Here is a 25,934-nt window from a genome sequence, read left to right as displayed (position 1 = left end):
GAATTGAAACTAATCGAGCCACTTCGCGGTCTACGAATGGTGCACTATATGGCATGGCTAGCAAAACGTTGGCATGACCCTGCATTTCCTCTCGCTTTTCCATGGTTTAATGAGCCAAAATACTGGGAAGGTCAGGTCCTTGCATTTAAAGAGCAGATCGCCGCTTTAGAAGAAGCACCGCTGTCTTTAATGCCTCAGTGGTAAGTCAGGCCAAAAATTCAAAAATGGAGATATTTCGATGAAAAAACTGTTCGCACTGTTTTCTATGCTGATGTTAAGCCTGTCGGCACATGCAGCGCAATTCAAAGAAGGTGAACATTACAAAGTATTGGATCTTGAGGCATCAAAAAAACCTCTTGTGACGGAGTTTTTCTCTTTCTACTGCCCGCACTGTAATAGCTTTGAACCGGTTATCCAGCAACTGAAAAAGCAGTTACCAGAAGGTACTAAGCTATTAAAAAACCACGTTTCTTTCATGGGTGGCAACATGGGCCCATCAATGAGCAAAGCCTACGCAACGATGGTTGCATTAAAAGTGGAAGACAAAATGGTGCCAGTGATGTTTAACCGCATCCACAATCTAAAGAAAGCACCACGTAATGATGAAGAACTTCGTCAAATCTTCCTTGATGAAGGTGTAGATGCGAAAAAATTCGATTCTGCATTCAAAGGCTTCGCGGTTGATTCAATGGTTCGCCGTATGGACAAGCAATTTGAAAACAGCGGTCTAACCGGCGTTCCTGCGGTTATCGTTAACAACAAATACCTAGTTCAAGCACAAAGCATCAAAACGATGGATGAGTACTTCTCTCTGGTGAACTACTTGCTGACACTAAAATAAGCACATCGATATCAATCAAAAGGGGAGCACGTCGCTCCCCTTTTGTTTACTTGTAAATCTCTTGTAGTAACCGATCTTTTTCTTGCCACACATCACTCAGCCATTGTTGAAATTGCCGCTTATAGGGCTTATCGTTGAAGTAATCACCAAGCACTCTTTCATCAACGGGTAACACATTTACACGCACAACCACCTTGCTCATGCGGCCCATCAATAAATCCTTGAACGGTTTATGCGTATTTTCTGGGTACGCCAACGTAACGTCGATAATGCTCTCGAACTGTTCCCCCATCGCCGCTAACGTGTACGCAATCCCGCCCGATTTTGGTTGCAGCAAATATTGATAGTTTGCTTTACTCTTACGCTGCTTTTCTTCGGTAAATCGGGTTCCTTCGACATAGTTAACCACTGTGGTTGGAGTGTGTTTGAATTTAGCGCACGAGCGACGTGTCGTTTCTAAATCTTGACCTCGCTTATGAGGATTGCGGATCAGATACTCTCGCGAATAGCGACGCATAAATGGCATGTCGAGCGCCCAACACGCCATCCCGATGAAAGGCACATACAGCAGTTGTTGCTTGAGGAAAAACTTCGGCATGGGAATACGGTCTTTAAACACGCAGCAAAGCACAACAATATCTGTCCAACTGAGATGATTACTGATCAGCAGATACCACCCGTCTTTTTTAAGCGCTTCACCGCCCTGAACATCCCACTCAACACGGTTAGATACCGCCAGAATGCACGCATTAACGGTAGCCCATAACCACATCACCTTATTGGCACAAACGGTCGCTATCGCTTTTAGCTTTACGCCAGGAAGCAATATTTTAAATACAGCGATAACACAAATTGCGAGTGAACAAACCGCAGAATTGAGAATCACAAAAGAAGCGTTAAAAAAAAATAACAAATATGCCAACATGATAGTCAAACAACAGTGATAATGTGTGAAGAATAAAACAGCGTGTAATTATACTGCGCCTTTGCCACATTGGAACATGCGTGGAAATGGTCAGATTTGTTACCGCAACCAATATGTGCACCACTCATTCGACAACAAGGAGATAACGAATGAAACCAAGGCTACTTCTCTTGCCTTTGGCCTTTGTCGTCAGTTCTGCTCAGGCTCAACTCGCTGAAACCGCAGGTTTTGGCGGTGAAATTTCGCTGAATGCCGGATTCATATCATCAGAATCCAATTTCAATACAGAAAATAGTAACACCATCGATTCTCTCGATAAGCGTGCCGATAGTGACAGTTCTGTTATAGCTGCACCGCTAGGGAGTGTGACATACACCTTTGGTAGCCGACTCAACCACCAAGTTTACGCCGGTACCACACGCTCAGATGTCGCGGTAGGTACACTCGCTTTTCAGTTGGGCTATCAACACGAGCTACAATCTGGCACCGTGCTCGATGTTTCCTATCTGCCGACGGTACTCAAAGGCGAAACTTGGCGCAACCCTTATCAAGTAGGAACCGCACGTAAAGAGACGGATGTTGACGGCAATGCATATCGCTTTCAGATCAAAGGGTTAATTGATAAGAACTTCAACCTTGATCTTGCTTATGCTGATAAAGACATCGAGCAGGAGGAAGTGACAGACCGCTCACTTGCTCGCGATGCTAAACTTTACTATGTCAAAGGCGACTATCGCATTCCACTCAACCAAACGTCTATGTTGCAACCCGCTTTCACCTACATCAATCAAGATGCCGACGGTAAGGCGGAGTCATTTGATTCGTACGGGTTTGACATCAGCTGGTTTAAATTTATCAATCGCCATCGATTGGCTCTCACCGCGGGTTACGCATGGAAAGACTATCAAGCCGCTAGCCAAACTTTTGCTAAAACACGAAATGACGACACCATCAGCCTATTTGCGGCCTACGAATATCAAAACGTATTTGACTGGCAAGACTGGTCGTTCATTTCTTTAGCCGGCTATAGCCAAACTGACTCGAATATCACGTTTTATGAGGAGAAAGAGTACCTATTGTCGCTTGGTCTCAACTACACCTTCTAACGTCCTTCATCGCAACAAGGCGCTCACAACTCTTGTTGCGATGACATTTTGCATGTCTCTATACCGCTTGCGCCGTAAGCTGTTTCAGTAAACGGTCCATCGCTCGATACCCAAGCGCCTCGGCCAAGTGCGTTCGTTTAATTTGCTCCGCCCCATCCAGATCGGCGATTGTTCGCGCCACTTTGATAATACGATGATATGCACGAATCGAGAGCCCTAAACGGTGCAAAGCGGTTTCAAGAAACTCAGCATCACTCTTGTGCAAGGGACAAAACGCCTCAATTTCTCGACTACCTAGCAGTGCATTGACCTTACCACTGCGGTTTAGCATATTGTTACGCGCATGGCTCACACGCGCTTTTACGATAGCAGTCGGCTCACCGCGATCACCACCTTCTGCTAATGTCCCTTTGGGCAAAGCTGGGATTTCTAAAGACATATCAAAGCGATCTAACAGTGGTCCAGATAATCGACCAAGGTAGCGCAAAATAGCTTGTGGATTGGTGCGCGCTTGATTGCCTTCGTAATATCCTGTCGGGCTTGGGTTCAATGCTCCAACTAATTGGAAACGAGCCGGAAAGCGTGTTTTACCTTGCGCTCGAGAGATAATGATCTCGCCAGATTCGAGCGGTTCGCGTAACGAGTCCAGAACTTTACGATCAAATTCGGGCATTTCATCGAGAAACAATAACCCGTTGTGGGCTAAAGAGATCTCCCCTGGTCTGGGTACCGAACCACCGCCGACTAATGCCGCCATTGAACTTGAATGATGCGGAGAACGAAACGGACGCGACTTCCAGTTATGCTCATTAATTTCACTCTGAGTCAACGATGCCACCGAAGCGGTTTCCATTGCTTCTTCGTCACTCATTTCCGGTAATAAGTCACACAAACGCGAAGCCAACATCGTTTTTCCAGTACCTGGCGGGCCAAGGAAAAGTAAGTTGTGGTTTCCAGCGGCAGCAATCTCCAGTGCTCGCTTACCTTGTTGTTGGCCAATAATATCTTGTAAGTCTCGACCATGTTTTTCGATCGTTTTTCGCTTAGGCGTTTGAAAAAGATTCAGTCGATGTTGACCACAAAGCTCGGCACATACTTCCAGTAATGATTGGGCCGATTTATGTTGTTCCTTCCCCACTAGCGCCGCCTGATCGCCATTCACATGTGGGACGACCAAATGACGTTGAATCTTACTGGCTTCCAGCGCAGCAGGCAGCACACCTTTTACAGGTCTTAGACCACCAGATAGTGCTAACTCACCAACAAATTCGTAGTTTTTGAGCTTATCTGTCGCGATTTGCTCCGAAGCGGCCAAAATTCCCAATGCAATAGGAAGATCAAAACGCCCTCCCTCCTTGGGTAGATCTGCCGGAGCCAAGTTCACGGTGATCCGCTTAGCAGGAAATTGAAAGTTAGAATTAATGATCGCACTGCGTACGCGATCTTTGGACTCTTTTACCGTTGTCTCTGGCAAGCCTACTAAGGTAAACCCTGGCATGCCGTTGCTGATATGAACTTCTACACTAACCGATGGCGCTTGCACCCCGACGCTTGCTCGACTATGAATGATTGCCAGCCCCATACGTTCCTCAATTTTTTTGAACACTCTGTAAACAAATGTTTTATCTAGTTGGTTATGTTATATACCGCGTCCCAATTGAGAGTTAATGTGAAAAAAGAATGACTTTTTGCTTGTCATGCAGCGGAATTGTGTGATACCACTAATGACGCAAACAATTTCGTAGAACATTACACAACATTTTTTAACGAAAAAAGAACGACAGACAGATGAACCTTTTCGCTCATATCAACGCACTGCTAGCCCTGATTATCGTGGTCATTATTGGCACCGCGCGGGGTATTGTGGGCGAAAGGTAACCACAAATTACAAAAAACCCCCGCACTGAAAAGTCCGGGGGTTTTTTTACAACTACAAGTTGTCATCTGTCTAACCCTCGGACAGTTTAACGGGAAGAATGGGAGTGCACATGAAGTGCAATAAATATGGCAATCGCTACGAGCCACAACGTAGCAAAGGAGGTTTACGATGACTGGTGCACAACTTGTCGTAGCCGCTTTAAGACAGCAAGGCATCGAAACCGTTTTTGGCTACCCCGGCGGGGCCATCATGCCAATCTATGATGCTTTGTATGACGGTGGGGTGGAACACATCCTATGCCGTCACGAGCAAGGGGCCGCTATGGCTGCTATCGGGATGGCTCGTTCCACTCAAGACGTTGCTGTGTGCATGGCAACTTCCGGCCCAGGAGCCACTAACCTTGTTACCGGCCTTGCCGACGCTTTCCTTGACTCCGTACCTCTAGTTGCCATCACAGGCCAGGTAGCTAGCTCTCATATCGGTACCGATGCATTCCAAGAAATGGATGTGATCGGAATGTCCCTAGCCTGTACTAAGCACAGCTATCTCGTGACCGAAATTGAAGATCTAGCTCCGACACTTGCCGAAGCCTTTGAGGTCGCAAAAACCGGTCGTCCGGGTCCTGTCATTGTCGATATCGCCAAAGACGTTCAACTCGCTCAAGCACCCACAGACCTTCTTCCTCCATACATAGCACCAGCAATCGAAGATGTCAGCGCTGAAGATATCAAACGTGCGCAAGATGTGCTGGCAGCATCTACTCGCCCAGTGTTGTATGTTGGTGGTGGCGTGCAACTTGCGAAAGCAACCGATGCAGTACGCGAATTTCTTCGCTTAAACCCAATGCCTGCAGTTAGCACATTAAAAGGTCTCGGTACCATTGAACGCCATGATCCTCACTATCTTGGTATGTTGGGTATGCACGGCACCAAAGCCGCCAACCTAGTGGTTCAAGAAGCCGATCTATTGATTGTGGTTGGCGCGCGTTTTGATGACCGTGTGACGGGTAAGCTCGACACGTTTGCACCAAATGCGAAAGTGATTCATATCGACATTGATGCTGCGGAGATTCATAAACTGCGCCACGCCAACGCACCATTACGTGGCGACATCAACACCATTCTTCCTCAGCTAGAGCTGACTCAAGATATTTCACCGTGGGTTCATCACAGTGAAAGTCTGCGCAGCGGCTTTAAGTGGCGTTACGACCACCCGGGCGAGTTAATCTACGCACCGCTATTGCTTAAACAACTGTCTGACATGATGCCAGATAGCTCAATTGTCTCGACCGACGTCGGTCAGCATCAGATGTGGGCAGCGCAACATATCCAGCCACGCGAACCACAAAATTTCATCACTTCTGCTGGCCTTGGCACCATGGGCTTTGGCTTGCCAGCAGCGATGGGTGCTGCAGTCGCACGTCCTGATGATCAGTCTATCCTTATTACAGGTGACGGTTCATTTATGATGAACGTTCAGGAATTGGGCACGCTGAAGCGTCGGCAGATTCCAGTGAAGATTGTCCTTCTTAATAACCAACGTCTTGGCATGGTTCGCCAATGGCAGTCATTATTCTTTGACGGTCGCCACAGTGAAACCATTCTTGATGACAACCCAGATTTCGTGATGTTAGCAAAAGCGTTCGATATCCCGGGCAAAACCATCACCAAGAAAGAAGAAGTCGAACCTGCTCTCAAAGAGATGCTAGCGAGTGAAACTTCTTACATGCTTCACGTTTTGATTGATGAAGAAGAAAACGTGTGGCCATTGGTGCCACCTGGCGCATCAAACAGTGATATGTTGGAAAATACATAGGAGACAATCGCATGGACAGATATTTACTCGACATCAAAGCCGATGACAAACCGGTACTGTTGGAGCGCGTTCTACGTGTGATTCGTCACCGAGGCTTCGTGATCAAACAAGTCGCTGCTACGCAAAACCACGAAAGCAAAGTAGCCAGCGTCGAGATCATCGTCGACAGCGATCGACCAATCTCGTTTTTGATCAATCAAATAGAGAAGTTGTGGGACGTTCGTAAGGTTGAGGTGCTAAAAATCCGCAACGATGAACTGCCAAATCACAACTTACAACAACACGTAAGTGCATAAGGAAGGCAACAAATGGCAACGAAAACTGCAGATTTCATTTGGTTTAATGGTGAGATGGTTCCATGGGCAGAGGCGAACGTTCACGTTCTGACTCACGCAATGCACTATGGCACATCCGTGTTTGAAGGCGTGCGCTGTTACAACACACCAAAAGGCCCAATAGTCTTCCGTCACCGTGAGCATGCACAACGTTTAAAAGATTCCGCCAAGATTTACCGCTTTCCGATCCCTTTCTCTGTAGAGGAAATCATGGAAGCGACCCGCGAAACACTGCGCCAAAACAAACTCGACAGCGCTTACATTCGTCCATTGGGTTTTGTCGGTAATGTTGGCTTAGGCGTATGTCCACCAGTTGGCACTGAGATGGATCTAATCATTGCAGCATTTCCTTGGGGCTCTTACTTAGGCGAAGAAGCGCTAGAAAAAGGTGTCGATGCGATGATTTCAAGCTGGAACCGCGCTGCGCCAAACACCATCCCAACTGCGGCTAAAGCAGGCGGTAACTACCTATCTTCACTACTGGTTGGTGGTGAAGCGCGTCGTCACGGTTACGACGAAGGTATTGCGCTAAGCGTAGATGGTTACCTATCGGAAGGGGCTGGTGAAAACATCTTCGTTATCAAAGATGGCGTAATCACCACACCACCAGCAACTAGCGCGATTCTACCGGGCATCACTCGTGACTCGATCATGACAATTGCACGCGATAAAGGCTACGAAGTACGTGAAGCGAACATTGCTCGTGAAGCCCTTTACCTTGCCGATGAAGTCTTCATGACAGGTACTGCGGCTGAGATTGTACCAGTGGCAACCATCGACAAGATTGAAGTGGGCGCTGGTAAGCGCGGCCCTATCACTAAAGAACTACAAGCAGCCTACTTTGGCCTATTTGACGGCACCACGGAAGATAAGTGGGGCTGGTTAGACTATGTGTACCCAGAACAGAAGTAAGAAGGATTAGGAAATGCCAAAATATAGATCAGCTACCACCACACATGGTCGTAACATGGCGGGTGCACGAGCACTGTGGCGTGCAACGGGTGTGAAAGAAGAAGACTTCGGTAAACCAATCATCGCCGTTGTAAACTCGTTTACTCAATTTGTTCCGGGTCACGTACACCTGAAAGACATGGGTCAGCTTGTAGCACGCGAAATCGAAAAAGCTGGCGGTATTGCGAAAGAATTCAACACCATCGCGGTTGATGATGGTATCGCAATGGGTCACGGCGGCATGCTGTACTCACTGCCTTCACGCGAACTGATCGCAGACTCTGTGGAGTACATGGTCAACGCGCACTGTGCCGATGCCATGGTATGTATCTCTAACTGCGACAAAATCACTCCGGGAATGTTGATGGCATCTATGCGTCTCAACATCCCGGTTATCTTTGTTTCTGGTGGTCCAATGGAAGCGGGTAAAACCAAGCTTTCTGATCAGATCATCAAACTAGACCTTGTAGATGCGATGATCCAAGGCGCGGATCCAAAAGTGTCTGATGAGCAAAGCGAGCAGATCGAACGCAGCGCATGTCCAACGTGTGGATCGTGTTCAGGCATGTTTACCGCAAACTCGATGAACTGTTTAACTGAAGCACTCGGTCTTTCTCAGCCGGGCAACGGTTCTATGTTGGCGACTCACGCAGACCGTGAACAGCTATTCCTTAACGCGGGTCGACGCATTGTTGAACTGACTCGTCGTTACTACGAGCAAGATGACGAATCCGCATTGCCACGCAACATCGCAACCTTTGATGCCTTTGAAAATGCGATGGCACTGGACATCGCAATGGGTGGCTCAACCAATACGATTTTGCACTTATTGGCAGCAGCGCAAGAAGGCGAAGTTGATTTTGATATGGAAGATATCGATCGCCTGTCTCGCCAAGTACCGCACCTGTGTAAAGTGGCACCATCTACCCAGAAATATCACATGGAAGACGTACACCGCGCAGGTGGCGTCATGGCAATTCTTGGTGAGTTAGATCGTGCAGGTCTTCTACACAATGATGCGCGCACCGTACTTGGTCTTTCCATGAAAGAGCAGCTCGCAAAATACGACATCATCCAAACTGAAGACGAAGAAGTACTTAAGTTCTACCGCGCAGGTCCTGCAGGTATTCGTACTACACAAGCATTCTCACAAGATTGTCGCTGGGATCGCCTTGATGACGACCGTGCGGAAGGTTGTATTCGTACTATCGATCATGCCTTTAGCCAAGAAGGTGGCCTAGCCGTTCTATCAGGCAACATCGCATTAGATGGTTGTATCGTTAAGACTGCTGGTGTGGATGAGAGCATTCATAAATTCACTGGCCCAGCCGTAGTTTTCGAAAGCCAAGAAGACGCCGTAGAAGGCATCTTGGGTGGCAAAGTAAAAGCAGGCGACGTGGTTGTTATCCGTTACGAAGGCCCTAAAGGTGGTCCGGGCATGCAAGAAATGCTTTACCCAACCACTTATCTAAAATCGATGGGCCTTGGCAAAGAGTGTGCACTTCTGACTGACGGCCGTTTCTCTGGCGGCACATCAGGTCTGTCAATCGGTCACGCCTCTCCTGAAGCAGCAAACGGCGGTGCAATTGGCCTGGTAAAAGAAGGCGATATGATCGCAATTGATATTCCAAACCGTTCAATTTCACTCCAAGTGTCTGAACAAGAACTTGCTGAGCGCCGTGCAAAACAAGACGAACTAGGCTGGAAACCAGTTGACCGCCAACGTGAAGTTTCCTTTGCACTCAAAGCGTACGCGAGTATGGCAACCAGTGCTGACAAGGGTGCAGTACGAGACAAGTCGAAGCTAGAGGGCTAGCAATGATGGAAGCTCAACCCGAAAAACAAGTGAACCAAACTGGTGCAGATTATCTGCGCCAAATCCTTCGCGCACCTGTTTATGAAGTAGCAACAGTGACGCCACTGCAAGAAATGCCTCGTTTATCTGCACGTATCGGGAATAACGTGCAGATCAAGCGTGAAGATCGCCAACCCGTACACTCGTTCAAATTGCGCGGTGCATACAACATGGTGGCGAGTTTATCTGAAGCACAAAAAGCCGCTGGTGTCATTGCAGCATCGGCAGGTAACCACGCTCAAGGCATGGCGCTCTCTGGTACTAAGCTAGGCATCAAGACCACCATCGTGATGCCCAAAACCACACCAGACATCAAAGTCGATGCGGTACGTGGCTTCGGTGGCAATGTAGTGCTGCACGGCAGCAACTTTGATGAGGCAAAAGCGGAAGCGGAACGCCTTTCTGATCTGCATGGGTACACATTTGTCCCTCCTTTCGATCACCCACTGGTGATTGCAGGTCAAGGCACCATCGGCATGGAAATGCTGCAGCAAAATGGTCACCTTGATTACATCTTCGTCCCTGTCGGTGGTGGCGGTTTGGCTGCCGGTGTTGCGGTACTCGTGAAGCAGCTAATGCCAGAAATCAAAGTGATTGCGGTCGAGCCAGAAGATTCTTCATGCCTCAAAGCGGCATTGGATGCAGGTGAACCAGTAGTATTAGACCAGGTCAGCATGTTTGCCGATGGCGTTGCAGTAAAACGCATTGGTGAAGAGACGTTTCGTCTATGCCAAAAGTACATTGATGGCCATATTGCAGTCTCTAGCGATGAAATCTGCGCAGCAGTAAAAGACATCTTTGAAGACACCCGTGCGATTGCAGAGCCTTCTGGCGCGCTTGCTCTGGCGGGTTTGAAGAAGTTTGCTGAGCAAAACAAACTGCAAGGTAAGAATTTAGGTACTGTGCTGTCTGGTGCCAACACTAACTTCCATGGCTTACGTTATGTTTCTGAGCGTTGCGAGCTTGGTGAGAAACGTGAAGGTTTGCTTGCCGTCACCATTCCTGAGCGTCAAGGTGCCTTCTTTGAGTTCTGTAACCTCATTGGCGGCCGCGCCGTAACGGAGTTTAACTACCGCTACAACGATGACGCATTGGCAAATATCTTTGTCGGTGTGCGTTTGCAAGGCGGTCAGGAAGAGCTAGAACATATCATTCACGACTTACGTGATGGTGGCTACCCAGTGGTTGATTTGTCTGATGATGAAATGGCGAAGCTGCACGTGCGCTACATGGTTGGTGGTAAGCCGTCTAAGCCGCTTAAAGAGCGCCTCTACAGCTTTGAATTCCCAGAATATCCGGGAGCGCTACTCAAGTTCTTAAGCACACTCGGTACTCATTGGAATATCAGCTTGTTCAACTACCGTAACCACGGCGCTGACTACGGACGTGTTTTATGTGGTTTCGAGTTAGATGAAAGCGATTTAGCTCAGTTTTCTGCACATTTACGTGAACTTGGCTATCAATGCAAAGACGAGACAGACAACCCATCGTATAAGTTTTTCTTGTCATAAAACGCCACATTTCAAATATATCAAAGACAACACAACACCTCGCATTAGCGAGGTGTTTTTTATGACTGTAACCAATCTTTATGTAGCTGATTAGGCGACCCAAGATAGTCCACCATCCACTGGATCAATTTATGATTATCATCTTTGCGCCATACTAAGCAGCAGTGACTGAGCGGTTTATCATCCGGCATGACCTTCTCCACCAGTGCACCATCATTGATTAAGGGTGTTGCAATATGACGTGGCATGTAACCCACGCCCACCCCATTTTTTAAACATTCAATCGCACTATACCAATTGGGCAATAATAATCGGCGCTGTTGCGGATAATGGCCAGTATGGCGTTTTGGCAGCACGTTCGAAGTATCATCAAGACAGATCGCCGGAAATTGACTCACAAACGCTTCAGTAAGCACTTGTTGTCGAACGCAAGGATGAGCGGGTGACATTACAAATGCCCAATCTAATACGCCCATATCTTTGACTTCAAAATCTCCCCCAACGGGAACCGCAGATGTCGCGCCAACGACAATGTCGGCTCGACCTTGTGCTATGGCTTCCCAAGAACCATTGAAGACCTCCATATTGATCTGCAATTCAGCAAATTCAAACTCGCGATAGAAATCTTCCACCAAAGGTTTGAGTTTTTCTAACTTCACCACGTTATCTAAGGTCAGCTTTAACGTGCTTTTCCATCCTTGAGCCGCTCGCCGCGTTTGTGCTTTCACCTCTTCCATTTGACGCAGCAAAGAGCGCGCCTCGGCCATAAAAAGTTCACCCGCTGGAGTTAGCTCGACTTTCCTTGGTAAACGTCGAAACAGCACCACATCTAAATCTTGCTCGACCTGCCTTACTCCATAGCTGATGGCTGAGGGGACTTTATGCAATACCTCAGCCGCAGCGGTGAAACTGCCTAAACGGGCAACCGTATCCAGCATTTCCAAAGACGCTTTAGAGAACATGATTTAACCTTTCAAAAAATTTGATTGATAACCAACAATTTTAGCGTTTTATTTTCTCAAAATCGAAAAATAGAATAATAAGGTAAATAAATCAGGGTTGGCGCCAACTGATGTTGATTAAAAAATGATTAAATAATTTGACTGGTTGAATCATGAAAATCTCAAAACTACAGCTCATTTATCTGGCAGCATTATCGATGCTTGGCTTCGTTGCTACCGATATGTATCTGCCAGCATTCAAAGCGATGGAAATCGACTTTGCAACAGGCCCTGAGCAAATTGCGCTCTCTTTAACGGTATTCCTCGTTGGTATGGCGATTGGTCAACTAATGTGGGGATTGGCATCCGATAAATTTGGCCATCGTAATACACTCGCAGCCGGGTTGGTGCTATTTACTATCGCGTCATTCGGTTTGGCTTTCTGTGATCAAGTATGGCAACTACTCACACTGCGCTTTATCCAAGCTATCGGTGTGTGTGCACCAGCCGTGATCTGGCAGGCTATGGTCATTAAGCGCTACTCAAGCAGTAGCCAACAAATTTTTGCGACAATCATGCCACTCGTCGCGCTATCACCAGCACTAGCACCTCAATTAGGGGTTGTGTTGGCAGATAACTTCGGCTGGCACAGTATCTTTATTACGCTAACACTAGTTGGTGTCTTCTTGGTCTTTGCGACCATGGCCCAAAAAGACGAGAAAGCAGAAATCAAACAAACCAGTATGTCTGCCGACATCAAAGCGCTGCTGAGTTCTAAAAAGTACCTTGGCAACGTGTTTATGTTTGCGACGGCTTCGGCTGCATTCTTTGCTTACCTAACTGGGATGCCAGAAATCATGGCGCAACTGGGCTACGAAGCAAAAGATATTGGTTTGAGCTTTATCCCACAAACTATCGCGTTTATGGCTGGTGGCTACTTAGGTAAAGTAGGCGTTCGAAAATTTGGTGATGAAAAGGTTCTGCGCCAACTGATTGGCCTATTTAGTGTCGCGGCATTAATGATTTTCATTGCTTCACAGTGGGAGCTGTCATCGATTTGGCCTATTCTTGCGCCATTCTGTTTGATTGCCGTTGCTAACGGCGCGCTGTACCCAATCGTGGTAAACCGTGCACTGGCCAGCGCACAACAGAGCCCTGCAACAGCAGCAGGTCTGCAAAACAGCCTGCAAATCTGTGTAAGTAGCTTCTCAAGTGCATTGGTAGCCGCAATGGCAAGCCAAGCTCAGATGGTTACTGGCATCGCAATCATCATCTGTATGGGTGGGCTGTGGATGGGATACATTCTGTCGAATCGCGAATTATCCAAGCACTTTACGACTCCTGACAACGCCCGAGTCGTGAGTGAAGACGAACTTTAATTGTTCAGATAATAAAAAGAGCCGCGCAATGCGGCTCTTTCTGTTTATAAGCTTTTCAACCCCCACTTCTTGGCAGTCTGCTTAAAAAAGCCTTGAGTCTTTTTCAACTCAACCCAGTGATTGATGTAATTAATCCATACTTGATCGTCTTGCGGCAACAACATAGCAATTGGGGTTGGTTTACGCGGTGCGGTCACTGGCACTATCGCCAACTGTTTAAACTTGTCCACCAACGTCGCAGCTTCCACATTGGACGTCACCGATACATCGGCCCTGCGAGCTAGTAGTTCTTGGAAGTCGCGCGCTGGCGCTTCAATAACAATATGCTGAGCAGACGGGAAGAACTCTTTCACCATTTTTTCTTGTACCGTACCTAACGTCGCCGCGACTTTTACTTCTGGTTTATTAAAATCCGCCCAATCAGAGAATTTGGCGAGATCTTTCTTTTGCACCACAGGTACAAAGGCAAGGTAGAAATATGGCTGGCTGTATCCAGCTACTTTCGCGCGCGACATGTTCAGAGATGCGCTGCCAGTAATATCGTATTTGTTGGCGGTAATGCCATTAACTAGCGTCTTCCAATCCGTGGGAACATACTCCACTTTTACACCGAGATCTTTAGCAAGTTCTGTTGTTACATCGATATCGAAGCCACGATAACTGTTTGTCGCGGGGTCTTTCATCGTCATCGGATTCCAATCTCCCGTCGTTCCAACTCGGAGTACGCCATTGTCTAAAATAGATTGAAGACGGCTTTCAGCGTGAGCGACTTGAGTCGCAGCAAGCAAACACATTCCTAGCACTAGTAAAATCTTTCTCATTTTTATTCCCTTAAAAATAATGACCTTATACGATTTAATAATTAACCTTTATTAGAGCTCTACTGATAACATAGCAGTAACAAAGGAAGTTTTTTAGTTAATTCAGGGAGTAAATGTGACGTTTCGAACTCTATGGCTGTTTTCACTGCTATTACTCACTGGTTGTTCAGATTATCAATGGGGCTGGTATGTACTTGACCCTTCGACGGATCAAGGGCTCACCAATCTAAAGTTTTTAATCGCTGGGTTTAATGACACCATTCAGGTATCACTCCTCAGTATGTTATTTGCGATGAGCTTGGGCCTGATCGTTGCGTTACCCGCTCTGTCGGACTCTGCCTCTCTGAAGTGGATAAACCGTATTTATGTCGAGGTGATCCGTTCAGTGCCAGTTTTAGTCTTACTACTTTGGGTGTATTACGGCATGCCTACACTATTGGATGTCTCACTCAATCACTTTTGGGCGGGTGTTATTGCACTGACTATCGCTGAGAGTGCGTTTATGGCGGAAGTGTTTCGCGGTGGGATACAAGCTATCAGCCGTGGCCAACATGAAGCGGCTGAATCTTTGGGCTTAAGCTATTGGCAAAAGATGCGCCTGGTAATTCTTCCCCAAGCATTTCGACAAATCCTCCCTCCACTGGGCAATCAATTTGTCTACATTCTCAAGATGAGTTCTTTAGTCAGCGTGATTGGTTTAAGCGATCTCACTCGCCGTGCTAATGAGCTGGTGGTGAATGAGTACTTACCCCTAGAAATTTATACCTTCCTCGTTTTGGAGTACTTGTTGCTCATCCTATTTGTATCTCAAGCCGTTCGTTGGCTCGAAAAACGTATTGCCATTCCTAGCTACTAGCGATGAAGCCTTAGCTAGAAACAACAAAGCCGCTCTTGTTGAGCGGCTTTGACAATATAGAGACAGAGTGTAGGTAATGCTTATTTCTGTTTTACAGGACGCTGCCAGCCAGTAATTTTGCGCTCTTTGACGCGAGTAATTACTAACTCACCTTCTTCAACATCTTTTGTTAGTGTCGTGCCAGCACCGATGGTTGCGCCATCAGCGATAGTGACAGGCGCCACCAGTTGGCTATCAGAACCAACAAAAACATCATTACCGATGATGGTTTTAAACTTGTTCGCACCATCGTAGTTACAAGTGATAGTACCTGCACCGATGTTAGTACGTTGACCGATCTCTGCATCACCTAAGTAAGTTAGGTGGTTCGCTTTTGAACCTTCTCCGATGCGCGCATTTTTCACTTCAACGAAGTTACCCACATGGGAATCGTTACGCATTTCAGCACCAGGACGAAGGCGAGTAAATGGACCAACCGTACATTCTTCACCAACCGTTGCACCTTCAATCACACTGTAAGGGCGAACGATGGTGTTGTCGTCGATTTCACAATCTTTCAGTACACAACCCGCACCGATAACCACGTTATCACCCAGTGAAACTTTACCTTCGATGATAACATTCACGTCGATTTCACAGTCCATACCGCACTGTAACTCACCACGCAAATCAAAGCGTGCTGGATCGCGTAGCATGACACCTTGCTCTAGCAGCTTCTGAGCTTGCATTGACTGGAAAGCACGCTCTAGACGAGCAAGCTGTGCGCGGTCATTGACCCCTTCCACCTCAATGGCATTGACTGGGTGTACTGCCTCAACGGCACGACCTTCATCGTGTGCAGCTGCAATAACGTCAGTTAGGTAGTATTCGCCTTGTGCGTTGTTGTTGTTTAAGCCAGACAACCAACGCTTAAGATCCCCACCAGTCGCAACCATCACGCCAGTATTGATCTCTTTAATTTGTTTTTGTTCTTCTGTTGCATCTTTTTGCTCAACGATCGCCACAACAGGACCATTCTTACGGATAATACGACCATAGCCTGTCGGGTTATCTAGAATCACTGTTAGTAGTGCAATACCGCCTGTTGGCTGTGCATCTAATAGGTTTTCAATCGTTTCAGCTGAAATCAGTGGAACATCACCGTAAAGCACCAGTACTTTTTCATCGTCTTCAAACTTCGGAGACGCTTGATCAACCGCATGACCTGTACCTAGTTGCTCCGCTTGCAGTACCCAGTTTACAGGCTCTTCTGCTAGAGTTTGCTGCATTTGATCACCACCGTGACCATATACTAAGTGGATGTTTTGTGCGCCAAGACCTGTACATGTATCGATAACATGTTTTGCCATTGGCTTCCCTGCCAAAGTGTGTAGCACTTTAGGCATGTTTGAATACATACGGGTACCTTTACCCGCAGCAAGGATCACAGCACTGAATTTCATTAATAACCTATTGACGTTCTATTTTAATTGGGCGTTATTTTAAACACCTTGGAAGGATTAGTTAATGGTGGGATGTAAATTTCCAACTAAAATTAATCAAAAAGGCGACCAATTGGCCGCCTTTTTTCATGCAACGTTGCTAATTGAGCTTAGCGACGCTTTTTTGTCAGCTCGATAACTCGTAGCTGAGCAATGGCTTTAGCCAGTTCACTGGCCGCTTGTGCGAAGTCCATGTCACCATGCTGATTCTGGATTTGCTCCTCAGCGCGGCGTTTGGCTTCTTCTGCCTTCGCTGCGTCTAGCTCTTCACCACGGATAGCTGTATCAGCTAGTACAGTCGCTGTACCAGGCTGAATCTCTACCATACCACCAGAAACATAAATAATTTCTTCGTGGCCGTGCTGTTTCACAATACGCACCATACCAGGCTTGATAGCGGTCAGCAGCGGTGTGTGACCATGGAAAATACCAAGTTCACCTTCGCTACCGGTCACCTGAAACGTTTCAACACGACCAGAGAAGATTTTCTTCTCAGCGCTTACTACGTCTAGGTGAAAGGTTATTGCTGCCATATCGCCTCCTAGTTAGCCTTATAGCTTCTTCGCATTCTCAATAGCATCGTCGATGCTACCGCAGTACATAAATGCCTGCTCAGGAATGTCGTCGTATTCACCAGCTAGTAGGCCTTTAAAGCCACGTAGAGTCTCTTTTAGAGGTACGTAAATACCAGGGTCACCTGTAAATACTTCTGCTACGTGGTAAGGCTGAGTTAGGAAACGCTCAATCTTACGTGCACGAGATACAACTTGCTTATCTTCTTCAGATAGCTCGTCCATACCTAGGATAGCAATGATATCTTTCAGCTCTTTGTAGCGCTGAAGAGTCTGCTGAACACCACGAGCAACTTCGTAGTGATCTTGACCAACGACTAGTGGATCAAGCATACGAGATGTTGAATCTAGCGGGTCGATCGCAGGGTATAGACCCATTGCAGCGATGTTACGGTTAAGTACAACCGTTGCATCCAAGTGCGCGAACGTTGTTGCTGGAGACGGGTCAGTCAAGTCATCCGCTGGTACGTATACCGCCTGTACAGACGTGATAGAACCTGATTTCGTTGACGTGATACGCTCCTGGAGTACACCCATCTCTTCTGCAAGAGTTGGCTGGTAACCTACCGCAGAAGGCATACGACCTAGTAGTGCTGATACCTCTGTACCTGCAAGTGTGTAACGGTAGATGTTATCAATGAACAGTAGTACGTCACGACCTTCGTCACGGAAACGCTCTGCCATTGTTAGACCAGTCAGTGCAACACGTAGACGGTTACCTGGTGGCTCGTTCATCTGACCGTAAACCATCGCTACTTTTGATTCTTCAGGCTTCTCAACGTTTACAACGCCCGCTTCCTGCATCTCGTAGTAGAAATCGTTACCTTCACGAGTACGCTCACCAACACCAGCAAATACTGATAGACCTGAGTGCTGTAGTGCGATGTTGTTGATAAGTTCCATCATGTTAACGGTCTTACCTACACCTGCACCACCGAATAGACCGATTTTACCACCCTTAGCGAATGGACAAATTAGGTCGATTACTTTAACGCCCGTTTCTAGAAGTGCAATTTCGTTTGATTGCTCTTCGTAGCTTGGTGCACTACGGTGGATAGAGTAAACCTCTTCCGCACCCACTTCACCACGCTCGTCAATCGCGTCACCTAGGACGTTCATGATACGACCTAGAGTTTTAGTACCTACTGGTACTGAAATTGGAGCGCCAGTGTTAACCACTTCTACTCCACGACGTAAACCATCAGAGCTACCCATTACGATACAACGAACTACGCCACCGCCTAGCTGTTGTTGAACTTCAAGAACTAGACGCTCTTTTGAGTCCGTTACGTTTAGAGCGTCATATACACTAGGTACATTGCTCTGTGGGAACTCTACGTCGACTACCGCACCGATGATCTGTACGATCTTACCTGTAGCCATCGTTAATCCTCTAAACTATTTCGTTTTACCTAAGCTTAAACCGCAGCTGCACCACCAACGATTTCTGATAGTTCTTGTGTAATCGCAGCCTGACGGGCTTTGTTGTACACAAGTTCCAAATCGTCAATCAAACTGGTTGCGTTATCCGTTGCAGCCTTCATCGCAATCATTCGAGCCGCTTGCTCACAAGCAAGGTTCTCAACCACACCTTGGTATACCTGAGACTCTACGTAACGCACTAATAGCGTATCCAGTAGAGGTTTTGGTTCAGGCTCATAGATGTAGTCCCATGAATGCTCACGCTGCATCTCTTCGCTGTCCGATTTAGGCAAAGGTAGCAATTGATCGATCGTTGGTTGCTGAACCATAGTATTTACAAACTTGTTGAATACTACATATAGACGGTCCAGTTCACCTTCATCGTATTTCTTCAGCATTACGCCAACAGAGCCGATTAGGTCTTGTAGGCTTGGATTATCTCCAAGACCAGAAACCTGTGCCGCAACTTTTGCGCCACCATGTTTAAAGAAAGCTGTTGCTTTTGAGCCAACAACGGCTAGCTCAATCTCAGCACCTTTCTCTCTCCATGCTTGCATGTCTGTAACGGCTTTTTTGAACACGTTAATGTTCAAACCACCACACAGACCACGGTCTGTCGAAACGATGATGTAACCAACACGTTTAGCTTCACGCTCTTCTAGGTACGGATGACGGTACTCTAGGTTTGCGTTAGCCACATGACCGATCACTTTACGCATTGTTTCAGCGTATGGACGAGAAGCTTCCATTGCATCTTGAGAACGACGCATTTTTGAAGCTGCTACCATTTCCATCGCTTTCGTAATTTTCTGAGTGCTTTTAACACTACCGATTTTATTACGTATCTCTTTTGCGCCGGCCATCGTTACTCTCCGTTAGTTGGTGGCAGAAACTGCCACCGACCTAATTACCAAGTTTGGGTTGCTTTGAAGTCGTCAGTCAGTTTCTTCAACTGAGCTTCGATTTCATCGTTGTAAGCGCCAGACTTGTCGATCTCAGCTGCTAGTTCAGCGTATTGACCGCGAGCGTACGATAGTAGAGCCGCCTCGAAATCTAGAACTTTGTTAAGTTCTACATCATCAAGGTAACCGCGCTCTGCCGCGAAGATAGTTAGAGCTTGGTCAAATACAGACATTGGAGCGTACTGCTTCTGCTTCATTAGTTCTGTAACTTTTTGACCATGGTCTAGCTGTTTCTTCGTTGCGTCATCAAGGTCAGAAGAGAACTGAGCAAATGCCGCTAGTTCACGGTATGCAGCTAGTGCTGTACGGATACCACCTGATAGTTTCTTGATGATTTTCGTCTGAGCTGAACCACCTACACGAGATACTGAGATACCAGGGTCAACAGCAGGACGAACACCAGCGTTGAATAGCTCAGTTTGTAGGAAGATCTGACCATCGGTAATCGAGATTACGTTAGTCGGTACGAATGCTGAAACGTCACCTGCTTGAGTTTCGATGATAGGAAGAGCAGTCAAAGAACCAGTCTTACCTTTCACTTCACCGTTAGTGAAACGCTCTACGTACTCTTCGTTTACACGAGCTGCACGCTCTAGTAGACGCGAGTGTAAGTAGAATACGTCACCTGGGAATGCCTCACGGCCTGGTGGACGTTTAAGTAGTAGAGAGATCTGACGGTAAGCTACCGCTTGCTTAGATAGATCATCGTAAACAATCAGTGCGTCTTCACCGCGATCGCGGAAGTATTCACCCATCGCACAACCTGCGTAAGGCGCTAGGTATTGAAGCGCTGCAGATTCAGAAGCTGATGCAACTACAACGATAGTATTTTGTAGTGCGCCGTGCTCTTCTAGTTTGCGAACAACGTTAGCGATAGTCGATGCTTTCTGACCGATTGCTACGTAGATAGAGAAAATACCAGAGTCTTTCTGGTTGATGATCGCGTCGATCGCCAGTGCTGTTTTACCAATCTGACGGTCACCGATGATAAGCTCACGCTGACCACGACCGATTGGGATCATTGAGTCAACTGACTTATAACCAGTTTGCACAGGTTGGTCTACCGATTTACGGTCGATTACACCTGGTGCGATCACTTCTACAGGCGAAGTCATTTTCGCTTCGATTGGACCTTTACCATCGATAGGCTCACCCAGCGTGTTTACTACGCGGCCTAGTAGTTCTGGACCAACTGGCACTTCAAGAATGCGGCCAGTACCTGTAACTTTCATGCCTTCCTTAAGGTCAGCATATGGGCCCATTACAACCGCACCAACCGAGTCACGCTCAAGGTTAAGTGCCAGTGCATAACGGCCACCCGGTAATTCAATCATTTCACCTTGCATCACGTCCGCTAGGCCGTGGATGCGGATGATACCATCGCTTACCGATACGATAGTACCCTCGTTGCGAGCTTCACTAACAACTTCGAAAGATTCGATACGTTGTTTGATCAGATCGCTAATTTCCGTGGAATTAAGTTGCATGCTCCAATCCCCATTAAGACTGCAATGCATCGCTCAGGCGGTTCAAACGACCACGCGCTGAGTCATCGATGACTAGGTCTCCGGCTCGAATAATAACCCCACCAAGTAGGGTCTCATCTACACTGCAATTCAGCTTCACTTTGCGTTCAAGACGCTTTTCAAGTTTGCTGCCAATGTTTGCAAGTTGTTCATCAGAAAGCTCTGTTGCTGAAATTACTTCAACATCAATTTCTTTCTCATGTTCTTTTTTCAGAGTAAAAAACTCTTTACAAACATCAGGAAGGGCCGCTAAACGACCATTCTCAGCCATTACCTTCAAAAGGTTTTGACCGTGCGCATCAACTTGTTCGCCGCAAACTGCAACAAAAATTTCTGCCATTTTATCAGCAGAAACCGAACCCGTTAGTAGTTCGTTCATTTGTTCGTTTTTGGCCACTTCAGCAGCAAAAGATAACATTTGGCCCCATTGGTCCAACTGGTCTTTCTCTAAAGCAAAGTCGAAGGCTGCTTTAGCATAGGGGCGTGCGATAGTAGTCAAATCAGACATATGCGCCCCCAGACTTAAAGTTTTGCAGTAATGTTGTCGAGAATATCTTTTTGCGCATCTTTATCGATAGAACGCTCAAGGATTTTCTCAGCACCAGCTACAGCCAGAGTAGCAACTTGTTTGCGCAGCTCATCGCGTGCACGATTGCGTTCAGCTTCAAGTTCTGCTTCTGCTTGCGCTAGGATTTTCTGGCGTTCTGCCTGAGCTTCCTCGCGAGCTTCATCAAGAATTTGAGACTTACGTTTGTTCGCTTGTTCGATGATCTCAGTTGCTGTGCGCTTCGCTTCTTTCAATTGATCAGAAGCGTTGGCTTGTGCTAGATCCAAGTCTTTCGCAGCACGTTCTGCTGCTTGAAGACCATCAGCAATTTTCTTCTGACGCTCTTCGATCGCTTGCATCAATGGTGGCCATACATACTTCATGCAGAACCACACAAATAGTGCGAACGAGATTGCTTGACCTAGCAGAGTTGCGTTTATGTTCACAACAGCTACCCCTCTATTTGGACTTAGTGTTAATCAGTGACAAGCGATAATCGCCCGTCCCGAGTTAAAGGTGATTAACCTAGTTGACCAACGAATGGGTTTGCGAAAGTGAATAGTAGCGCGATTACGATACCGATCATTGGAACCGCATCAAGTAGACCCGCGATGATGAACATCTTAACTTGTAGCATAGGAGCCATTTCTGGTTGACGTGCAGCACCTTCTAGGAATTTACCACCTAGCAGTGCGAAACCAATCGCTGTACCAAGAGAAGCAAGACCGACGATAATACCTACGGCGATTGCAGAAAAGCTCAGTAAAGTTTCCATTACTATCTCCAATTTATAGTTGTTGGCTTAGTGCCCAAATAAAAAGCTTTAAAAAAATTAATGATCAGGATCTTCGTGTGCCATTGACAGGTAAACAATTGTCAACATCATGAATACGAAGGCTTGAATCGTAATAACCAAGATATGGAAGATTGCCCACGGTAGTGAACCCATCCATTGTAAGTACCATGGTAGCATTGCCGCACAAAGAATGAATACAACCTCACCCGCGAACATGTTACCGAATAGACGCATACCAAGTGATAGAGGTTTCGCTAATAGCGATACCACTTCAATTAGTAGGTTAAACGGAATCATCAGTGGGTGATTGAATGGATGTAGTGCAAGTTCTTTTGCGAATCCACCTAGACCTTTTACTTTGATGCTGTAGTAAATCATCAATGCAAAAACGCCTAGAGCCATAGCCATGGTGATATTCACATCAGCAGACGGTACAACCTTAAGGTAAGGAATACCTAGCCAATGCTCTGCTGGGTATGGTAAGAAGTCGATAGGAACTAAGTCCATCACGTTCATCAAAAATACCCAACAAAAGATAGTCAGTGCTAAAGGCGCGATCAGTGGGTTGCGTCCATGGAACGTGTCTTTGACGTTATCGGCGACAAATTCAACGATCATTTCTACAGCACACTGAAGCTTACCCGGTACACCCGCTGTTGTTCTCTTTGCTACTTTGTAAAAAATTCCGAGGAAGATTAAACCAGTAAACCAAGAAAAAAACAGGCTATCGATATGTACGTTCCAGAAACTTGTCTCCGACCCTACTAAACCCAACTTGTATAGCGATAGGTTAGAAAGGTGGTGGGCAATGTAACCGGACGATGTTAGCGCTTCACCTGGCGCAGCCATAACTCATCCTATTTTTTGTTGTTAATGAATAGCACTGGTGCACAGATATTAATACCTAGTACCAGCAAATAGGTTAGTTTGAGGGGAACAAGTTCCACCTGCATATACATGTAGGCAACATAGAACAGTGCAACCGTGATGAGAATTTTCAGTACTTCACCCGTATAGAAGGAAGCAGCGATGCGCTTGGCAGCGCGAGCTCCACTAAACATGAAAGCACACAGCGCGAATACTGCATTGGCAACAACAAAAATGCCTCCGCCAATCAGCGCTGAAAATCCCCAGTCAGGATTTATGGCTACCGCCATTCCTGCTGCCACAAAAATAACCGCGCCAGACTGGATCATTAACAATTGCCTTGCGAGCTCTCGTCCTGGTCTAGCTAACGCAGCTACCATGTATTCGTACCTCTAGTAATATCCACTTCGCACTTAACTCTCTGTGCTGGGAAATTGGCGAAAATTATACGTTCAGTTCAACGTAAAGCAATTCGATTGCATCAAAAACTTACAGTTTTGTTTACAAAACGACAACTTTCGCACAAAATTCGATTAATTAGATTAATTGACCTAAATCAATTATCTCATCTAGGCCTCAAGCTTGGCAATTAGTTGGTCCAATTTGTGAGGCTCATCAAGACTTATCGTCAATTTCGCTTTTCCGTTTGCAGAACGGGTAAGAGAAACTTTTGCATCAAGCAGCTGACTCAATTTATGCGACATTTGCTCGGCTTCGGTATCCTCTTGTTGCCCTTTTTGCTCATTTTGTGGGGCTAAGCACTTTTTTACTAACTGTTCAGTTTGGCGAACAGTCATTTGCTTCTTAGCCACTTGTTGAGCTACTTCGACTTGCTGTTCGCCTTCTAACGCTAACAGAGCTCGAGCATGACCCATTTCCAATTTTTTATCTGCAACCAGACCTTTTACATCAACTTCCAACTGATTCAGACGTAATAGGTTACTCACCGTCGTTCTTGATTTACCAATCACATCGGCCACTTGCTGATGTGTCAGCGTGAATTCATCTTGTAGACGCTCAAGCGCTTGGGCTTCCTCAATCACATTCAAGTCTTCACGTTGAATGTTTTCAATCAACGCCATGGCGATGGCGGCACGATCTTCAACTTTTTTCACCAAACACGGCACGCGTTTTAAACCCGCCTGCCTTGCAGCACGCCAGCGGCGCTCACCTGCGATGATCTCAAACTGACCATTTTCGACCTGGCGAACCACGATTGGTTGAATAATGCCTTGTGATTGAATCGAAGCCGCTAGTTCTTCTAGCGCTTCAGGCGCCATATCTTTACGCGGTTGGTATACGCCCGGCTGCAATTGACCAATCGCTAAATCGGTTAACTCACCGTCTGCCGATAATTCTTGGCTATGCGATGCAATATGCTGTTTTTCACGAGCAAACGAACTGGTCGACAATAACGCATCCAGTCCTTTTCCGAGACCACGCTTAGACATGGGATTGAATTCCTTAGGTTAGAGTTAAACTGGGATTTCTTCGCGGCGGAGCATTTCGCCCGCTAGAGCAAGATACGCTTTGGCACCTGCGGAGTACTTATCGTAGTACATTGCTGGCTTACCGTGACTTGGCGCTTCAGCCAAACGAACATTACGCGGAATGACAGTACGGTAAACTTTATTCCCAAAGTGTTTTTTAAGTTGATCGGATACTTCATTCGATAAGCGGTTGCGTGGGTCGTACATGGTACGCAATAAACCTTCGATTTTTAGGTTTTCATTCACAACAGCCGCTAACTTGCTGATTGTATCCATAAGAGCAGTTAAACCTTCTAACGCAAAGTATTCACATTGCATCGGCACCAGCACAGAGTCAGCTGCCGCCATCGCATTGATTGTAAGAAGGTTTAGAGAAGGAGGACAATCAATAAAGATGAAATCATAGTTATCGCGAACTGACGACAATGCATTTTTTAGACGCACTTCACGAGCGAAAACTTCCATCAATTTGATTTCTGCCGCGGTTACGTCTCCGTTCGCCGCGATCAAATCATACTTCCCTGTTGTTTGGGTACAAGCGACTTGATCGAACGGTGTATCTTCGACCAAAAGATCGTATGCGGTGGCGTCGACCATATACTTATCCACGCCACTGGCCATCGTAGCATTGCCTTGCGGGTCGAGATCGATCACCAAAACCTTGCGCTTTGTTGCCGCCATCGAAGCCGCTAAGTTAATGCACGTTGTTGTTTTGCCGACCCCACCTTTCTGGTTGGCGATTGCTACAATTTTACCCACGATTACCTCGCTAATTTTCCTTGCGCGATAAGATTACTAGATGACGATCACCTTCCAACTCAGGAACAGCCAAAGATATGATCTCTGTCACACTGCACCATTCAGGAAGCTGATCCATTTCATCTTTAGGGTGCTGTCCTTTCAGCGCTAGAAACACCCCGTGCTCTTGTTTCGGCAAATGGTGGCACCATTCCACCATGTCTGTCATTGAAGCAAAAGCTCGACTCAAAACGCCATCAAATTTTTCTTCAGGTTGGAATTCTTCGACGCGACTTTGAATTGGTGTCACGTTTTTCA

Annotated in this window: 26 protein-coding genes and 1 pseudogene; 10 read left to right on the top strand and 17 right to left on the bottom strand. The window is 46.6% G+C overall.

What is annotated here, in order from left to right; genetic code table 11:
* Positions 1-204 (top strand): annotated as a pseudogene (locus R7041_RS17165) (stress response kinase A); the annotation flags it as partial.
* Positions 205-238: 34 nt separating this feature from the next.
* Entirely contained in the window at positions 239-841 is a 603-nt protein-coding gene (locus R7041_RS17160; RefSeq protein ID WP_005379036.1) for a thiol:disulfide interchange protein DsbA/DsbL, read from the top strand.
* A 46-nt stretch (positions 842-887) separates the two neighbouring features.
* Here R7041_RS17160 and R7041_RS17155 read toward each other — a convergent pair whose 3' ends face one another.
* Positions 888-1,766 (bottom strand): acyltransferase, encoded by an 879-nt coding sequence (locus R7041_RS17155; protein WP_017821568.1) that lies wholly within the window; start codon positions 1,764-1,766, stop codon positions 888-890.
* 149 nt (positions 1,767-1,915) lie between these two features.
* On the opposite strand from R7041_RS17155, the gene R7041_RS17150 reads away from it, so the two are divergent.
* On the top strand, positions 1,916-2,872 hold the full coding sequence (locus tag R7041_RS17150; RefSeq protein ID WP_206949714.1) for a DUF2860 domain-containing protein: 957 nt from the start codon (positions 1,916-1,918) through the stop codon (positions 2,870-2,872).
* A gap of 58 nt (positions 2,873-2,930) precedes the next feature.
* On the opposite strand, the gene R7041_RS17145 is transcribed toward R7041_RS17150, so the two are convergent.
* The gene (locus R7041_RS17145) at positions 2,931-4,454 is read right to left on the bottom strand and encodes a YifB family Mg chelatase-like AAA ATPase (RefSeq protein WP_206949713.1); all 1,524 of its coding nucleotides are present in this window, start codon (positions 4,452-4,454) and stop codon (positions 2,931-2,933) included.
* Between the two features lie 465 nt (positions 4,455-4,919).
* Here R7041_RS17145 and ilvG point away from each other — a divergent pair, with 465 nt between their 5' ends.
* From ilvG to ilvA, 5 genes are read left to right on the top strand one after another with little or no spacing between them, the layout of a single operon-like run.
* Positions 4,920-6,566, top strand: a complete 1,647-nt coding sequence (gene ilvG / locus R7041_RS17140) for an acetolactate synthase 2 catalytic subunit (RefSeq protein ID WP_005378960.1) — start codon at positions 4,920-4,922, stop codon at positions 6,564-6,566.
* Between the two features lie 11 nt (positions 6,567-6,577).
* Positions 6,578-6,862: an acetolactate synthase 2 small subunit gene (ilvM, locus tag R7041_RS17135; RefSeq protein ID WP_005378958.1), complete on the top strand. Its 285-nt coding sequence runs from the start codon at positions 6,578-6,580 to the stop codon at positions 6,860-6,862.
* A gap of 12 nt (positions 6,863-6,874) precedes the next feature.
* Entirely contained in the window at positions 6,875-7,813 is a 939-nt protein-coding gene (ilvE, locus tag R7041_RS17130; protein ID WP_206949712.1) for a branched-chain-amino-acid transaminase, read from the top strand.
* A 13-nt stretch (positions 7,814-7,826) separates the two neighbouring features.
* Positions 7,827-9,668, top strand: a complete 1,842-nt coding sequence (ilvD, locus tag R7041_RS17125) for a dihydroxy-acid dehydratase (RefSeq protein WP_005383859.1) — start codon at positions 7,827-7,829, stop codon at positions 9,666-9,668.
* A 2-nt stretch (positions 9,669-9,670) separates the two neighbouring features.
* A complete protein-coding gene (gene ilvA / locus R7041_RS17120; protein ID WP_042523890.1) occupies positions 9,671-11,218 on the top strand; it encodes a threonine ammonia-lyase, biosynthetic in 1,548 nt (515 codons plus the stop codon).
* Between the two features lie 59 nt (positions 11,219-11,277).
* Here ilvA and punR read toward each other — a convergent pair whose 3' ends face one another.
* Positions 11,278-12,180, bottom strand: a complete 903-nt coding sequence (gene punR / locus R7041_RS17115) for a DNA-binding transcriptional activator PunR (protein WP_064368871.1) — start codon at positions 12,178-12,180, stop codon at positions 11,278-11,280.
* A 152-nt stretch (positions 12,181-12,332) separates the two neighbouring features.
* Here punR and punC point away from each other — a divergent pair, with 152 nt between their 5' ends.
* A complete protein-coding gene (gene punC, locus R7041_RS17110; protein WP_005378946.1) occupies positions 12,333-13,538 on the top strand; it encodes a purine nucleoside transporter PunC in 1,206 nt (401 codons plus the stop codon).
* A 44-nt stretch (positions 13,539-13,582) separates the two neighbouring features.
* Here the strand turns inward: punC and R7041_RS17105 are convergent, their stop codons facing one another.
* Positions 13,583-14,359 (bottom strand): transporter substrate-binding domain-containing protein, encoded by a 777-nt coding sequence (locus R7041_RS17105; RefSeq protein WP_005378944.1) that lies wholly within the window; start codon positions 14,357-14,359, stop codon positions 13,583-13,585.
* A gap of 115 nt (positions 14,360-14,474) precedes the next feature.
* Here R7041_RS17105 and R7041_RS17100 point away from each other — a divergent pair, with 115 nt between their 5' ends.
* On the top strand, positions 14,475-15,215 hold the full coding sequence (locus tag R7041_RS17100; protein WP_005383852.1) for an amino acid ABC transporter permease: 741 nt from the start codon (positions 14,475-14,477) through the stop codon (positions 15,213-15,215).
* An 80-nt stretch (positions 15,216-15,295) separates the two neighbouring features.
* Here R7041_RS17100 and glmU read toward each other — a convergent pair whose 3' ends face one another.
* The 13 genes from glmU to R7041_RS17035 form a co-directional block, all read right to left on the bottom strand.
* Entirely contained in the window at positions 15,296-16,657 is a 1,362-nt protein-coding gene (gene glmU, locus R7041_RS17095; RefSeq protein ID WP_017635597.1) for a bifunctional UDP-N-acetylglucosamine diphosphorylase/glucosamine-1-phosphate N-acetyltransferase GlmU, read from the bottom strand.
* 149 nt (positions 16,658-16,806) lie between these two features.
* Positions 16,807-17,229, bottom strand: coding sequence for a F0F1 ATP synthase subunit epsilon (locus R7041_RS17090; RefSeq protein ID WP_005378937.1), 423 nt, complete (start codon positions 17,227-17,229; stop codon positions 16,807-16,809).
* An 18-nt stretch (positions 17,230-17,247) separates the two neighbouring features.
* Positions 17,248-18,651: a F0F1 ATP synthase subunit beta gene (gene atpD, locus R7041_RS17085; protein ID WP_005383849.1), complete on the bottom strand. Its 1,404-nt coding sequence runs from the start codon at positions 18,649-18,651 to the stop codon at positions 17,248-17,250.
* A 35-nt stretch (positions 18,652-18,686) separates the two neighbouring features.
* Positions 18,687-19,553: a F0F1 ATP synthase subunit gamma gene (gene atpG, locus R7041_RS17080; protein ID WP_005378932.1), complete on the bottom strand. Its 867-nt coding sequence runs from the start codon at positions 19,551-19,553 to the stop codon at positions 18,687-18,689.
* 44 nt (positions 19,554-19,597) lie between these two features.
* Positions 19,598-21,139 (bottom strand): F0F1 ATP synthase subunit alpha, encoded by a 1,542-nt coding sequence (gene atpA, locus R7041_RS17075; RefSeq protein ID WP_005378931.1) that lies wholly within the window; start codon positions 21,137-21,139, stop codon positions 19,598-19,600.
* 13 nt (positions 21,140-21,152) lie between these two features.
* Positions 21,153-21,686: a F0F1 ATP synthase subunit delta gene (gene atpH, locus R7041_RS17070; RefSeq protein ID WP_005378930.1), complete on the bottom strand. Its 534-nt coding sequence runs from the start codon at positions 21,684-21,686 to the stop codon at positions 21,153-21,155.
* A 14-nt stretch (positions 21,687-21,700) separates the two neighbouring features.
* On the bottom strand, positions 21,701-22,171 hold the full coding sequence (gene atpF, locus R7041_RS17065) for a F0F1 ATP synthase subunit B (protein ID WP_005378929.1): 471 nt from the start codon (positions 22,169-22,171) through the stop codon (positions 21,701-21,703).
* Between the two features lie 74 nt (positions 22,172-22,245).
* Entirely contained in the window at positions 22,246-22,500 is a 255-nt protein-coding gene (gene atpE, locus R7041_RS17060) for a F0F1 ATP synthase subunit C (RefSeq protein WP_002540812.1), read from the bottom strand.
* Between the two features lie 57 nt (positions 22,501-22,557).
* Complete coding sequence (gene atpB / locus R7041_RS17055; RefSeq protein WP_005378922.1) at positions 22,558-23,370, bottom strand: F0F1 ATP synthase subunit A; 813 nt, start codon at positions 23,368-23,370, stop codon at positions 22,558-22,560.
* Positions 23,371-23,378: 8 nt separating this feature from the next.
* Entirely contained in the window at positions 23,379-23,768 is a 390-nt protein-coding gene (locus R7041_RS17050) for a F0F1 ATP synthase subunit I (RefSeq protein ID WP_005378921.1), read from the bottom strand.
* Positions 23,769-23,957: 189 nt separating this feature from the next.
* On the bottom strand, positions 23,958-24,839 hold the full coding sequence (locus R7041_RS17045; RefSeq protein ID WP_005383840.1) for a ParB/RepB/Spo0J family partition protein: 882 nt from the start codon (positions 24,837-24,839) through the stop codon (positions 23,958-23,960).
* 24 nt (positions 24,840-24,863) lie between these two features.
* Positions 24,864-25,637 carry a ParA family protein gene (locus tag R7041_RS17040; protein ID WP_062730793.1) on the bottom strand — a complete coding sequence of 258 codons (774 nt, stop codon included), beginning with the start codon at positions 25,635-25,637 and terminating at the stop codon, positions 24,864-24,866.
* A gap of 10 nt (positions 25,638-25,647) precedes the next feature.
* On the bottom strand, positions 25,648-25,934 hold a 287-nt coding region (locus R7041_RS17035; protein ID WP_318126421.1), incomplete at its 5' end, for a 16S rRNA (guanine(527)-N(7))-methyltransferase RsmG.

Origin of the sequence: Vibrio sp. 1751 (assembly GCF_033339895.1) — a bacterium.
Lineage (GTDB): Bacteria > Pseudomonadota > Gammaproteobacteria > Enterobacterales > Vibrionaceae > Vibrio > Vibrio alginolyticus.
This window is presented reverse-complemented; position numbering and strand designations above follow the sequence as displayed.